The sequence below is a fragment of the Clostridium sp. CCUG 7971 genome, from assembly GCF_017590215.1.
In the GTDB taxonomy this organism is placed as follows: Bacteria; Bacillota; Clostridia; order Peptostreptococcales; family Peptostreptococcaceae; genus Faecalimicrobium.
Map to the genome: position 1 here is coordinate 61363 of NZ_JAFFPK010000042.1, position 14445 is coordinate 75807.

General features: G+C 29.9%; 13 protein-coding genes and 1 riboswitch. Of the genes, 1 reads left to right on the forward strand and 12 read right to left on the reverse strand.

All coding sequences use genetic code 11. From position 1 onward, the window contains the following. Positions 1–74: 74 nt before the first annotated feature. From JWF52_RS06100 to purR, 5 genes are all read right to left on the reverse strand, one after another. Positions 75–569, reverse strand: coding sequence for a type II secretion system protein (locus JWF52_RS06100; RefSeq protein ID WP_208332529.1), 495 nt, complete (start codon positions 567–569; stop codon positions 75–77). Between the two features lie 95 nt (positions 570–664). Further along, positions 665–745: riboswitch (cyclic di-GMP riboswitch) on the reverse strand. Between the two features lie 134 nt (positions 746–879). Beyond that, positions 880–1830 carry a ribose-phosphate diphosphokinase gene (locus JWF52_RS06105; protein WP_208332531.1) on the reverse strand — a complete coding sequence of 317 codons (951 nt, stop codon included), beginning with the start codon at positions 1828–1830 and terminating at the stop codon, positions 880–882. An 83-nt stretch (positions 1831–1913) separates the two neighbouring features. Next, entirely contained in the window at positions 1914–3287 is a 1374-nt protein-coding gene (gene glmU, locus JWF52_RS06110) for a bifunctional UDP-N-acetylglucosamine diphosphorylase/glucosamine-1-phosphate N-acetyltransferase GlmU (RefSeq protein WP_208332533.1), read from the reverse strand. A gap of 218 nt (positions 3288–3505) precedes the next feature. Beyond that, the gene (gene spoVG, locus JWF52_RS06115) at positions 3506–3784 is read right to left on the reverse strand and encodes a septation regulator SpoVG (RefSeq protein ID WP_042278076.1); all 279 of its coding nucleotides are present in this window, start codon (positions 3782–3784) and stop codon (positions 3506–3508) included. A gap of 128 nt (positions 3785–3912) precedes the next feature. Next, positions 3913–4797: a pur operon repressor gene (gene purR, locus JWF52_RS06120; protein WP_208332536.1), complete on the reverse strand. Its 885-nt coding sequence runs from the start codon at positions 4795–4797 to the stop codon at positions 3913–3915. Between the two features lie 227 nt (positions 4798–5024). Between purR and murC the strand changes: the two genes are divergently transcribed. After that, positions 5025–6377 (forward strand): UDP-N-acetylmuramate--L-alanine ligase, encoded by a 1353-nt coding sequence (gene murC / locus JWF52_RS06125; RefSeq protein WP_208332538.1) that lies wholly within the window; start codon positions 5025–5027, stop codon positions 6375–6377. 53 nt (positions 6378–6430) lie between these two features. Here the strand turns inward: murC and JWF52_RS06130 are convergent, their stop codons facing one another. The 7 genes from JWF52_RS06130 to JWF52_RS06160 form a co-directional block, all read right to left on the reverse strand. Continuing rightward, a complete protein-coding gene (locus tag JWF52_RS06130; RefSeq protein WP_208332539.1) occupies positions 6431–7225 on the reverse strand; it encodes a hypothetical protein in 795 nt (264 codons plus the stop codon). A 71-nt stretch (positions 7226–7296) separates the two neighbouring features. After that, positions 7297–8205 carry a cation diffusion facilitator family transporter gene (locus JWF52_RS06135; protein WP_208332542.1) on the reverse strand — a complete coding sequence of 303 codons (909 nt, stop codon included), beginning with the start codon at positions 8203–8205 and terminating at the stop codon, positions 7297–7299. 186 nt (positions 8206–8391) lie between these two features. Next, complete coding sequence (locus tag JWF52_RS06140) at positions 8392–9507, reverse strand: M20/M25/M40 family metallo-hydrolase (RefSeq protein WP_208332544.1); 1116 nt, start codon at positions 9505–9507, stop codon at positions 8392–8394. Positions 9508–9590: 83 nt separating this feature from the next. Then, entirely contained in the window at positions 9591–10796 is a 1206-nt protein-coding gene (locus JWF52_RS06145) for a hypothetical protein (protein ID WP_208332546.1), read from the reverse strand. A gap of 66 nt (positions 10797–10862) precedes the next feature. Further along, positions 10863–11732: a 16S rRNA (adenine(1518)-N(6)/adenine(1519)-N(6))-dimethyltransferase RsmA gene (rsmA, locus tag JWF52_RS06150; RefSeq protein WP_208332548.1), complete on the reverse strand. Its 870-nt coding sequence runs from the start codon at positions 11730–11732 to the stop codon at positions 10863–10865. A 33-nt stretch (positions 11733–11765) separates the two neighbouring features. Continuing rightward, complete coding sequence (gene rnmV, locus JWF52_RS06155; RefSeq protein ID WP_208332550.1) at positions 11766–12296, reverse strand: ribonuclease M5; 531 nt, start codon at positions 12294–12296, stop codon at positions 11766–11768. 263 nt (positions 12297–12559) lie between these two features. Next, complete coding sequence (locus JWF52_RS06160; protein WP_208332552.1) at positions 12560–14260, reverse strand: FAD-dependent oxidoreductase; 1701 nt, start codon at positions 14258–14260, stop codon at positions 12560–12562. Positions 14261–14445: the final 185 nt, after the last annotated feature.

Consider the following 14445-nt stretch of genomic DNA (forward strand, 5'->3'; position numbering starts at 1 on the left):
TAATGTAAACCCTCTATTTTTTTCATAATATATTCCTCTATCTTTTATACTAAATTAATAATTAAAGCATTTTATTATTGTGGGGCTATATTCATTAAAAAATGTCCACTATTTACATCTATACCCCCATTCGATTTTTCTTTTATGTACTTAGAAAATCTATTTATAACATTTATAGAAGATTGGTTCATATCTTTTCCATGTACTACTACTGAATTTTTATTACTATTAATTGAAATATAATATCTTCCTCCAAATGGAGTTTCATCTATTATACTATCAAAGTAATCTTGTATCTTTTTTTGTTCACTCAGATAAGAATGTAGTCTTATTGTATTTGAACCATCTGGATTTGCTACTATTTCTGACTTTAATTTATAGTTATTATCTGAGTAATATTGAGCTATACCAGCCTTTATAACGCTATAATCAGATAGTAATTCTGAAACTTTAGCCTTATTTATATTATCAAATAATGCTGGTAATGATACTACTGCTAATATTCCTATTATTGCTATTACTGCTAGAAGCTCTACTAAGGTAAATCCTTTATTATTTTTATACCTCATTGCATCCCTCCTATGCTTTCCCTTATATACCCAACCTTTACCATTTAAATAAATTAGAACATAAAAAATGACTATACTTCAATGATAATGAATTGAATATAGTCGTCGGTTGCGCTACTAACTCCATACATCCAAAGCGCCCATATACTGGATGTACTTCTTTGTTACTCTATATAAAAATTGTACTTTAGTATATTATACTTTAGCATAATATAACCAGTCAACACATGTTGGAAATTTTTTCAAATTATAATTACTTATGTAAATAATAAATGCACCTACATTATAAAAATGAGGTGCATTTTGTTAATTAGAATAATACACTAACTGATTCGTTAGCAAATATTTTCTTTATAGCATTTCCAAATAATGGAGCTACTGTTTTAACTTTTATCTTATCTATTTTCTTTTCTTCTGAAAGTTGTATAGTATCAAGTACAATTAATTCATTTATTGCTGAATTATCTATTCTTTCTATTGCTGGACCTGATAATACACCATGAGTACAACAAGCGTAAACTTCTTTAGCACCGAATTCCTTAAGAGCATTTGCAGCATTTACTATTGTTCCTGCTGTATCTATCATATCATCTAATAATATAACATTTTTACCTTTAACTTCTCCAATTATATTCATTACTTCACATACATTAGCCTTAGGTCTTCTCTTGTCTATTATAGCTATTGGAACTTCTCCGTTTAAGCTATTAGCAAACTTTCTTGATCTAGCAACACTTCCTAAGTCTGGAGAAACTACTACTAAATCTTCTATGTTTTTTTCATTGAAGTAATCAGCTAATATATTTCCACCTTGTAAGTGATCTAATGGTATATCAAAGTATCCTTGAATTTGTGCAGCATGTAAATCCATAGTTAATACTCTGTCTGCCCCAGCAGCTGTTATAAGGTTAGCAACTAACTTAGCTGTGATTGGATCTCTTGATTTCGCTTTTCTGTCTTGTCTAGCATATCCGTAATATGGTATAACTGCTGTTATTCTACCAGCAGATGCTCTTCTTAATGCATCTATCATTATTAATAGTTCCATTAGGTTATCATTTACTGGACTGTTAGTAGATTGAACTACGAAAACATCGCATCCTCTTACTGTTTCGTTCATGTTTAAACATATTTCACCATCACTAAATGTACCCACTTCACAATCTGATACTGGTACACCTATAAAATCAGCAATCTTTGATGCTAATTCCTTAGATGAATTTCCTGCAAGTATTTTGATTTCGCTTCCGCTAGTATTCATTGGTATCCTCCCGAAAATTTAAAAACTATGATATATTTATTAATAAATTTTAGGCTAATCTTTAGTCTAAAATAATAAGCTAATTATTTGTTATCTTTTGAGTCTTTCTTTTCTACCCAGCCTTCTTTTACTACCTGTCTTTGTCTTGCTATTGCTAATGATCCTTGTGGAACATCATCAGTTATAGTAGATCCTGTAGCAATGTATCCCTTCTCTTCTACAGTTACAGGTGCAACTAGGTTAGAGTTTGACCCTATAAATGCTCCATCTTTTACTACTGATTTAAATTTATTTTTTCCATCGTAGTTTACAAATACTACTCCACAACCTATATTTACATTCTTACCAACATGGGCATCTCCTATATAAGAAAGATGTGATGCTTTAGAGTTGTCTTCTATAGTAGCATTTTTAACTTCTACGAAGTCTCCTATTTTAACATTATTTCCTATATTACTCTTTGGTCTTAGGTATGCATATGGACCTACTGTAGTATTTTCTCCAACAGTGCTATCTATTATTGTTGAACTTTCTACTTCTGTATAGTCTCCTATTGTAGAATTTGTTATACTAGAGTTCATTCCTATTACACAACTTGAACCTATTTTTGTATTTCCTTTTAACATAGCTCCAGGATATACTATTGTATCATTTCCTATTTCAACATCTGATTCTATATATGTTGAGTTAATATCTATTATAGTAACTCCATTTACCATATGAGATTCATTTATTCTTCTTCTCATTATTTCCTCAGCTTTTGATAATTCAACCCTTGAGTTAACCCCCATAAGTTCCTCTATTGTCGAACCATTGTAAGCTCCTACTTTTTGACCTTTATCTCTCATTATCTTGATAGTATCTGTTAAGTAATATTCTCCTTGAGCATTATTATTATCTAATAAATCTAATGATTTTCTTAGGCTCTTTCCATCAAAACAATAAATTCCTGAGTTTATTTCTTTTGCCTTCTTTTCTTCTTCATTAGCATCTTTTTGCTCTACTATTTTTAATAAATCTTCATTTTCATCTCTTATTATTCTTCCGTATCCTGTTGGGTTTTCAACTTTCGTTGTTAGAACTGTTGCGTGATATTGATTTTCTATATGATAATCAAATAGTCTTTTTAAAGTTTCTTCTTTCACTAGAGGTGTGTCCCCACAAAGAACCACTATTGTGTCATTATCATTTATATATTCTTTCGCCATTTTAACAGCATGACCAGTACCTAATTGTTCTGTCTGCATTGCTATCATACTATCTTGCGGTATTTGAGTTTTTACAGTTTCTGATCCGTGTCCTAATATTACAACTACATCTTCGACACCAGATTTTTTAGAAACATCTATTACGTGGTTTACCATTTCTTTGCCACATACTTTATGTACAACTTTTGGATGTTTAGACTTCATTCTCGTACCTTTGCCTGCAGCAAGGATTATAGCTTTAAAGTTCATATCTCCACTCCATTCATTTTTGTTTTATTCTCTATATATTTATATGTATTTATTTTATGTAAATTTACTTGTTTGTATACAATGTCTTTAGTATCACTAACTAATATAGCATCTTTTTACAAAAAAGTATAGATTTAAACAAAAATTTTAAACACAAAAAAGAGCCGAATAGTTCGACTCCCAATAATTTATTTTATATTTATAATTTTATTTTATAATTATTCAGCTGCAACTTCTAGTTGAGCAACTGCTTCATGGTATGCTTTTAAAACAGAATCTTCTAATACTTCTCTCATCTCAGCATTTATTGGATGTGCGATATCCCTAAAGTTACCTTCTCCAACTTTTCTACTTGGCATAGCTATGAATAGCCCATTATGCCCCTCTATTACTTTTATGTCATGTACAACAAATAAATTGTCAAAAGTTAATGAAACTATACATTTCATTTTCCCCTCATCAGTTATCTTTCTTACTCTTACGTCAGTTATCTTCATATCCCTATATCCCCCTTTTAATTTTGACAAATTAATATATTTATAATATTAGACTGTTTTTTATAATAATTCTAGGAATCTTTACAATACCCTTCTTATTTTTATAAAATTTATTATTTTTTGTAGGATTATTCTTCGTTGTCTTCTTCTAACGTATCTATGTCTTCAATTATACTTTCAATCTCTTCATTTTGGTATTCATATTTGAATGTTTTTAAGTTTGGTTTTACTATTATATTTTCCCCATCTACATCTAATTGAATTAATGATATATAGTCTTTTACCATTTTTTCTTCTGGAGTTATTGTTGATATAAATACCCCTGTTCCAATAACTTCCGCACCAAACTCATTCATCAGATCTACCATTCCCTTGATAGTTCCTCCACCTCTCATAAAGTCATCTATAAGTATAACTTTACTATTTGGCTTTAGTGCCTTTCTTGGTAAACTCATACTTTCTACTTTTTTAGAGTTATGACCACTTACATATGTCATGCTAAGCGTCGGACCTTCTGATACTTTTATGTCTTTTCTTATTATAACAAGCGGTAAATTCATAGCCTTTGCTGTCATTAAAGCCATAGGTATTCCTTTAGTTTCCATTGTAACAACATAGTCAGCATCCGAATAATCTATATTTGAAGAAAATATTTTTCCTATTTTAGAAGCTATAGTTGGATCATATATTAAATCTATTAAATATAAAAATCCTCCTGAAAGTATTCTTGATGTATCACTTATTTTCTCGCATAGTTCCATTAAGAATTCTTCATTTTCTGCTTTTGATGTTTTAGGTATGTATTTAACTCCTCCAGCTGCTCCTGATATAGTTATAACTTTACCTAATTCTAGTTTTTCAAATACATTTTTAACAACTATTAAATCTTCACTTATAGTAGATTTTGCTGCGTTAAATTGATTTGTAAAATGACTTAATGTAAATATATTGTTTGGATTATCAGATAGTATCTTTACTATTGCTCCGATTCTCTCAGTTCTTTTAAATTTCATTAAATTTCCCTCCTACAATTGTAGTTGTATCCTTTGTAAACTAAGTAATGCACAACAATATGTATTATGATATAATATTTGTTATGTTTTGATTAGTTTATAAATATATTATATATGTATGTAGTTTAGTATATGTATATTTATGATAAAATATTGAACATTTTATTATTATACCACATATATAGTTCATATTGTAGAACTTAATTAAAAAGAAAGGTGGTTTTGTTATGAAGATACATTTCATTGGAATTGGCGGTATCAGTATGAGTGCTTTAGCTGAAATATGCCTTAATAAAAATTATAAAGTGTCTGGTTCGGATGCTAACGAATCGTACCTTTTAGATAAACTTAGATCTCAAGGTGCAGAAATTTTCATTGGTCACAAAAAAGAACATATCTCTGACGATATAGATATGGTTGTTTACACAGCCGCTGTTCACCCAGATAATGAAGAACTTGTAGCTGCTAAAGAAAAAAATAAACTTACTATGAATAGAGCTGCTTTCTTAGGTCAAATAATGAGAGAATATAAAAACTCTATCGCGGTTTCTGGAACTCATGGTAAAACTTCAACCACTTCTATGCTATCTACAATATTTGAGTATGCAGATTTAGACCCAACTATATTAGTTGGCGGTAACTTAAGTGTTATAGGTGGTAATGTTAAAATAGGTAGCTCTGATCACTTTATTACAGAAGCTTGTGAGTACGTAGATAGTTTCCTTAACTTTAATCCTAAAATATCTATCGTTTTAAATATTGAAGAAGATCATCTTGATTATTTCTCTGGTATAGATGAGATAAAGGCTTCTTTCAATAAATTTGGTAAATTACTACCTAACGATGGATACTTTATAATAAACGGTGACGATGAAAATACATCAGATATATTACATGATGTTAAGGCTACTGTTATAAAATACGGAAGAGAAGCATCTAATGATGCAATAATAAAAAACATAGAATTTAATGAGCGAGGGTTTGGAATATTCGAATTAGAGTACAAAGGTGAAAACCTAGGTAAGTTTGAATTAGCTGTTCCTGGACTTCACAATATATATAACGCATCTGCTGCTATACTTACAGCGTTTGTTTCTTCTATAAACCTGGATACTATAAGAAAGAATATCCAATCTTATAATGGTGTTGGTAGAAGATTTGAGGTTAGAGGTAATTACAATGGTGCATTAATTGTTGATGATTATGCTCATCATCCAACTGAATTAAAAGCTACATTATCTGCAGCTAAAAAAATGAAAAAAAATACTTTATGGTGCATATTCCAACCTCATACTTATACTAGAACAAAGTCTCTTTTAAATGAGTTTTCTGAAGCCTTCTATGCTGCTGATAAAGTTATAATAACTGATATATATGCAGCTAGAGAAGATGATCCAGGTGATATACATTCAAAAGATTTAGTAGAAAAATTATACCAAAACCATGTAGATGTAACTTATATAAGTAGTTTTGAAGATATAGAAAAATATCTTCGTGAAAATGTTAAAGATAACGACTTAGTTATAACTGCTGGTGCAGGACCAATATACAAAGTTGCGGAAGCATTAGTACAAGAATAATAATAAAAAAGTATGGTAAATAATTTACCATACTTTTTTATTATATACATTTTTTAATCTTCTATTTTGAATACTTCTTCTTTTATATAATCAAATAGTGTAGGTGTAACCTCATAGTAAGATACTGCTTTTCCGGAAGTTATCTTTATATAATCTTTGCTCATAGTTTCTACTTTAGCATCATAATTTTCACCCTTTATTTTTATTGTAAAGTCATACTTACTTCTCTCTTTACTCTTTTCTGGTTGAACTTTACCTACTATTCTTTTTGACCCCATTTTATAAGCAAGATCATCAAATTTCCACTTATGAATTTTTTTAGTATCATCTTTGTAAATCACCTCTACATTTTTCCAACCCTTATATTGCTTAATAAAATCAAATGAGGTATATATACTTTCATCTATTAGCTTATTAAATTCTTTCTTAGTTGCCACTGGAATCTTATAGTACTCTTCTCTATTAACTGTATAAACTCTAAAATAATTAAGATCTGTAGAAAATCTTACTCCGTCATCTGAATATCCATTATATACTGGACTAAATGATTCTGGATTTCTCACTTTAGCAAATTCACTAAATAATACTTTTATTTCACCCCAATAAGTTTCTTCTATTTTTACATTTTCTACTTTAGAATCAGACACATATATCTTCTTCTTTGAACTTATTTGACTTATAAGTGATCTTGTATCTTCCTCTTGCTGCTCTTCTATATTTTTAGTTTGTGTACTAGATTTCTCATCTATTGATCTTCCTATTTTAAATGCTATAAAATATACGACAAAAAATAATACAATAGCACCTATAATCCAGAATTCTTTTTTTATTTTCCTTTTCTTAGCCATACAAATTCCCCCTAAGGTTATATCATTATAAAACTATTATATTACTTTTATCAACATTTTTTAAGATGTAATTATTTTATATCACTATTTCCTAGGCAATTTTTGCAATCTTCGACACATGGCTCAACATGAACTGTTATTCCTTTTACAAATTCCATATCGTTTATTATATGCTTTTCTAGCTTATGAGCTATATCGTGCCCTTCTATTACTGTTAATTTACCGTCTACACATATTGTTAAATCTATGTATGCCATAGCTCCATGTTTTCTACTTTTAAGTTCTCCTAATTTTCTAACACCTTCTGTATTTTCTGCTATTTTTATTATTTGATTCGATTGTTCTTCATCTATAGATAAATCCATAAGTTCATTTACTGAGTTTCTTAATATGTCAATTCCTACCTTTGCAACAAATAATGCCACTACTATTGATGCCACTGGATCTAATGCCTTAAATCCTAACATAGAACCTCCAATACCTACAAATGCCGCTACTGATGACAAAGCATCTGATCTATGGTGCCACGCATCCGCCTTTAAAGCAGGTGAATTGATCTTGTTTGCTATCTTTATAGTTATTCTATATTGATATTCTTTTATAAGTACAGATATAACAGACACTATAAGCGGTAATACTGTTGGTATTTGAAGTTTATCTAAATTAAGTAAAGATTTAAATGCTTCTATTCCTATTGTTATAGATACAAATATTAATAGTAATGATAGTATAAATGATACCAAGGTTTCAGCTTTTTCATGTCCATAATTGTGCTCTTTATCTTGTGGCGTTGCTGATACATAATTTCCTATTAATACACCTACTGAACTTACTATATCTGATGCTGAATGAAGACCATCGGCTATCATTGCATTAGATTTCCCTAAAACTCCTGCTATTATTTTTATTGCTGTTAAAATTACATTCCATATTATTGCCTGTATGGTTACTTTATTTGCTTCGTCATATCTAGTTTCCATAACGTACCTCCCTATTTCTTTACACAAATTAATTATATCCATTGTTACTTACTTTGACGCAAAAACTTATTTTTCTATGAAAATGGATACATTTTACTTTTAATACTAATTATCAATACTCCTAAAATGAAAAATCACCTAGCCTAGGCTAGGTGATTTGATAAGTATATTATACACTATCTCTTATTATGCTTCTTTTATTAACTCAGTTACCATTACAGCAGAGTTTATTAAATCATCTATTGCTATATACTCTTCTAAAGTATGAGCATTTTTCATACCTATTCCTAAGTTAATAGCTTTTATTCCGTTTTTATTTAATATATTAGTGTCACTTCCTCCACCTGTAGAAGCAGTTTTTCCTTCTATATTCATGTTAGAGAAAGCTTTTTTTGCAAGTTCTACTATCTCATCATTTTCATCTATATTAAATGGCGCATATGCTCTTGTTGTTTGTATTTCTATTTTTGCACCAAATTCTTTAGCAGCTTTTTTAAATGTTTCTATCATATGATTTGTTTGTGCATCTAATTTTTCTTCACTTAAACTTCTAGCTTCTGCAACTATCTCTAACTCTGGCATAACTATATTTGTAGCTATACCACCTTTAACTATACCTATATTAGCAGTAGTTTCTTCGTCTATTCTTAATAAATTCATATTTTCTATAGCTCTTGAAGCTACCATTATAGCACTTACTCCGTTTTCTGGTTGAAGTCCTGCATGAGCTGGTTTTCCTGTTATCTTAACTTTTATAGCATCCTGTGCAGGTGCTGTTATTATTATTTCTCCTGGAGATCCGCCACTATCTAAAACAAATGCTAAGTCTGCATTAACTTTAGAGTAGTCTAAATATTTAGCTCCATTTAATCCGCCTTCTTCCCATATAGAGAATACTACTTGTATGTCTGAATGGTCTATATTATTTTCTTTTATAACTCTTAAACCTTCTAATATAGCTGCTATACCAGCTTTATCATCAGAACCTAATACTGTAGTTCCATCACTTTTAATTATTCCAGCTGCCTCATCTATTATAGGCTTTATTCCTTCTCCTGGACTAACTGTGTCCATATGAGAGCTGAATAATAAAGTTCTTCCTTCTTTATTCCCCTTTAATGTAGCTATTACATTTCCTGTTTCGCCGCCTGCTTTTACACCAGCATCATCTATTATAACATCACAGCCTATTTCTTCTAGTTTTTTAACTAAAACTTTTGCTACTGCGCCTTCTTTTGAAGATGGGCTATCTATTTGTACTAACTCTAGAAATTCATCTATAACTCTTTGTTTATTTATCATGACATTTCCTCCCAAAATTTAGTATATATCTATATATTTTAGAGTAATATCTCAATATTATCAATAGATATAAAATTTAATTTTTACTTTACTATCCTTCTACTTCTAGAATCAATAAAACATAGCCAATATCCTAGATTATCGTTTCTAGTATCACAAGGTTGGTAAGTGTTAAACCCTGTACGTCCTTTGTCTGGTTGTTCGTGTTTATTTCCTGGAACTGCATAAACATAATTTTTTCTCTTATTATATTCATCATATTGAACACCAAATAAGTAATGTCTATATTTATAAGAATTCATTACTGTATCACTATACATTGTATAATTTAAAGTATTTACATATCCTAAATTTGGCATTGTATATCCACATAATGTAACTGGATTTACCTCTATTTTCCACCATCTAGTATCTTCTATATAATCAGACACAAAAGGCTTAACTTCTCTAAATAATTTTAATCCTTTCTTAATTTGTCTTGGCATTAATAATGCACCAGCTGACTTAGATTCATATTTAGGTGTTTGTTGATATGCCTCATATGAATTATCATGATTTTTTTTAGAATTAACTTTATCATTTTTATTTTTGCTACTTATTTTACCCTTTTTCTGCTCATAAGGAAGATTTGCGCTAGTCTCTGTACTATTTTCTACAATATACTCTACCTCGTCTTCTACTTCATCCTCTATTTCATATTCTTCTTCATCAACCTCTTCAAATCCCTCTACTTCTTCATAGTTATTTTCTATATCTTCTTGATATCTACTAAGCTGTGCTTCTTCTTCTTCATCTATTTCTATATACTCTATTTCTTCATATTCGTCAAAATCTTCGCCGTCTTCAACTTCTATATATTCAATTTCTTCATACTCTTCAAAGTCTTCTTCTTCGTCAATACTGTCGTCCCCTGTAAATAATATTTCTTCATAGTTTTCAATTTTATTTCCTTTAAATCCTATAAGAGGAACAGTTTTTTCATATAACATTGCTATTCCTTTTATTTCTGCATCACTATTTTCTAGGTTTAATATAAACTCACCTTTTCCTTGTTCACTTACTACTATGTTTCCTAAATCTACAGTATCATAATCACTTTGTATCGCAACTACTCTATATCCCTCTTTAACGTACTTAAGGTTCTCGACATATAGTGCCACTACAGACTTTTCATCATTTATCTCTACTTTTGCAAAAGCTTTTGGTAGAATACGCTCTTTATATCTAAAGTTCATATCTTTAGCTTCAAGAATTATATAATCTCTTTTAAATTTTCTTTTAGAAGCCACTCTAATCCCCCCCTTAACATAATTTCTCTAAATAGTATATGATTAATGGGTATAAAAAAGTACCTTCTATTTTGAAGGTACCTTTGAGTTTACGATATTTGAAAGAGTAGCAAATTCTTCTATACTTAGAGTTTCTCCTCTTCTTTTTTCATCTATATTAGCTTCTGCTAAAACTTCTCTTATTTCATCTTTGCTTAAAAACCCTAATCCACTTAGTGAGTTAAGTAATGTTTTTCTTCTTTGACCGAAAGATGCTTTTACAGTTTTAAAGAATATTTCTTCATTATCTACAGGATATTTTCTTTCTGGTCTGACATGAAGTCCTATAACTGTTGAATCTACATTTGGTTGTGGTATAAACATATGTCTTGGAGCTTTTGCAACTATTTCTGTTTCACAATAATACTGAACTGCTACTGATAAAGCTCCATAATCCTTAGTTCCTGGACCTGCATTCATTCTATCTGCTACTTCCTTTTGAACCATAACTACTATATCTGTAACTGGTATGTCTTCTTCTAAAAACTTCATAACTATTGGTGTAGTTATATAGTAAGGAAGGTTAGCTACTAATTTAACTGGACCTCCATTTAGCTTTTCCTTTACTAACTCTTGTACATCAACCTTTAATATATCTTGGTTTACTACCTCTACATTTTCAAGGTCTGATAATGTTTCACTAAGAATTGGTATTAAAGATTTGTCTATTTCTATAGCTACTACCTTATCAGCCACTTTACCCATTTCACGAGTAAGCGTACCAATTCCTGGACCTACTTCTATTATGTTATCTCCCTTAGAAAGTCTTGCTCCATCTAAAATTCTATCTATAACATTATCATCTATTAAAAAATTTTGGCCTAATGATTTAGAGAACTTAAATCCGTGTTTTTGAACTACATCTTTGGTAGCTCTATGTGATGAAAGTCTATCCATTCTTTTTCTCCTTTGTTCTATTTATTTTTTATCTTATAAAGTCTCTAGAGCTTTTTCAAATTCTTCTCTACTTACTCCATAGTTATTTAATCTATTTAAAAATTGCTTAGCATTTCCGTATCCTATACCAAGTATTTTTCCAAGCTCATCACGTCTATGTGATGCATCTTCATTTCCGATAAGCCCATTTCTTATTAAATCCACTTGAGAAAACTCATCTCTTTTATCCGTACTTTCTGTTCTTACTTTTTCAAGTGCAGCTATTATACTTTTAGGAGTGGCATTTTCAATACCTATATCCCCATCTTTTTTAGCTTCTTCTCTTGGTAAAAATGCATGTTTGCATCCTGGTACTTCTGCTGCTATTTTTTTTCTTATTTTTTCTCCTGCAAAATCTGGATCTGTAAATATTATTACTCCGCATCTTTCTTGTGCTGCTTTTATACGTTCCATAACTCCTTTAGGAAATCCAAATCCGCCAGTAGTTATAAGTTCTGCCTTAACTGCTCTTTTTACTGCTGTAACGTCGTCTCTTCCTTCTACTACTATAATTTCTTTTATCATTATAAAATCACCTTTTTACTTATTTTAGAAACTCATATCCTTATATTTTAAGGTTTTTATAAAATTTTAGCAATAATTATATTATTGCCATTTATACTTACATTTGTAACATACTTTTTAAAATAATAAAATAAGGCCAGATATAACCTCACCTTTATCAACCTTAAAATCCTAGGTTTAATATTAGCTTAAATCATATTTGACCTTTTTTTACATTATAAAATTAGATTATTTTTAATATATATCGAATATAACTTAAATTTTTATTTAAAGTTATATTTAGTGACAATAGAGTCTCTTCCTGTTGATTTATCATTGAAGTACTCATTTAAACATATACCTAAAAATCCACCAGCAACATTATAAACGTCTTTAAATCCTAATTGTTGTAATGCTAATGATGCATTATAACTTCTTTGAGCACTCTTACAATGTATATATAAAGCTCTATCTCTAGGTATTTCATCTATTCTATCTCTTAACTGGCTAAGAGGTATATTTATAGCACCTTTTACATTTCCTTGTTCATATTCATTTTCTTCTCTAACATCTATTATACATTCACCTTGTTCCACTAAACCTCTAACTTGAGTAACATATACTTGCTTAAACTTACCATCTAATAAGTTAGAACCAACATATGCTGCGTGATTAACTACATCTTTAGCTGTTCCAAAAGGAGGTGCATAGCATAGTTCTAAATCTGTTAAATCATCTAAAGTTCCACCGAACTTTATTACTGTAGCAATTACATCTATTCTCTTATCAGCTGTTCCTTTGCCTATAGCTTGTGCTCCTAATATTCTTCCTGTTGGAACTTCATATATTAATTTAAAGTGCATAGGAGAAGCATCTGGCATTAATCCTACTCTATCAGGAGGTATAACTCTTACAACTTCATATTTTATATTTAAATCCAAATCTTTTATTAATCTTTCATTTAAACCTGTAGAAGCTGCATTATAATCAAATACCTTTATAACTGATGAACCTATAAATCCAGTGTTTTTTATAGACATTCCATTTATATGATTCGCTACTGCTCTTGCTTGTTTTTGAGCAGGTCCTGCTAAAGCAAGTCTAGTTGCAGAATTAGTTAATGCATGATGAACTTCTATAGCATCTCCTACAGCATATATATCACTATCATTTGTCATATAATTTTGATCTACCTTAATAGCTCCAGTATCACCAAGCTCTATTCCAGCTTCTACTGCTAATTTGGTTTCAGGTGCAACACCTATAGCCATAACTACTACATCTGATTCTATTCTTTTCCCCGAATCTAGTACTATAGTATCTTTTTCAAAAGAATTAACTCTATCCCCTAATACTAAATTAACACCATTGTCATCTAGTACTTTATGTAAAATTTGAGCCATATCATAGTCAAATGGTTTCATTACTTGATTACCAGCTTCTATTAATGTTACATTATATCCTGCTTCTTTTAGGTTTTCAGCAACTTCTACACCTATAAATCCTCCGCCTATTACAGATACATTTTTACTTTTTATATCTTTTACAAAATAATTTAATTTTGCTATATCTACTACATTTCTTACTGTAAATAAATTAACTTTATCAATTCCTTTTATCGGAGGAACTATAGCCTTAGCACCTGGAGATAATATTAGCTTATCATAAGTTTCAGTATATTCTTTTTCTGTTATTACATCTACTACCTTAACTGATTTATTTTCTCTATCTATAGAAACAACCTCATTATGAACCCTTGCATCTATTCTGTATTGTTTAAAGAACTTTTCTGGGTGCATAAGTACTAAATCTTCATGACTTTCTACCGTTCCACTTAAATGGTATGGTAAGCAACAGTTAGAAAATGAAACGTGCGGTCCTTTTTCAAACATAATTATTTTATCATTTTCCCCTAATCTTCTTAATCTGGCTGCAGCTGATGCTCCACCTGCAACTCCCCCTACTATTAATATCTTTTTGCTCACAGTAACATCTCCCTTAATACTAGTATTTTAATAATTTTATTTTACTATATATATAATTCGCTATGTAATAAGGATTGGTTATATCTAGATAGAGATTACTTATACCTTAAAATCTTGCTTATAATTTTTTTAGGTCTATCGTTTCTCTTTTCTCACTTATTTCACGTAAAAAAACTTCTTGAATC

Coding starts and splice junctions, on each gene's coding strand:
- JWF52_RS06100 (WP_208332529.1), bottom strand. CDS start 569: ATGAGGTATAAAAATAATAAAGGATTTACCTTAGTAGAGCTTCTAGCA.
- purR (WP_208332536.1), bottom strand. CDS start 4,797: ATGAAATTTAAAAGAACTGAGAGAATCGGAGCAATAGTAAAGATACTA.
- rnmV (WP_208332550.1), bottom strand. CDS start 12,296: ATGATAAAAGAAATTATAGTAGTAGAAGGAAGAGACGACGTTACAGCA.
- spoVG (WP_042278076.1), bottom strand. CDS start 3,784: ATGAAGATAACTGACGTAAGAGTAAGAAAGATAACTGATGAGGGGAAA.
- JWF52_RS06135 (WP_208332542.1), bottom strand. CDS start 8,205: ATGGAAACTAGATATGACGAAGCAAATAAAGTAACCATACAGGCAATA.
- JWF52_RS06130 (WP_208332539.1), bottom strand. CDS start 7,225: ATGGCTAAGAAAAGGAAAATAAAAAAAGAATTCTGGATTATAGGTGCT.
- JWF52_RS06105 (WP_208332531.1), bottom strand. CDS start 1,830: ATGAATACTAGCGGAAGCGAAATCAAAATACTTGCAGGAAATTCATCT.
- murC (WP_208332538.1), top strand. CDS start 5,025: ATGAAGATACATTTCATTGGAATTGGCGGTATCAGTATGAGTGCTTTA.
- JWF52_RS06140 (WP_208332544.1), bottom strand. CDS start 9,507: ATGATAAATAAACAAAGAGTTATAGATGAATTTCTAGAGTTAGTACAA.
- rsmA (WP_208332548.1), bottom strand. CDS start 11,732: ATGGATAGACTTTCATCACATAGAGCTACCAAAGATGTAGTTCAAAAA.
- glmU (WP_208332533.1), bottom strand. CDS start 3,287: ATGAACTTTAAAGCTATAATCCTTGCTGCAGGCAAAGGTACGAGAATG.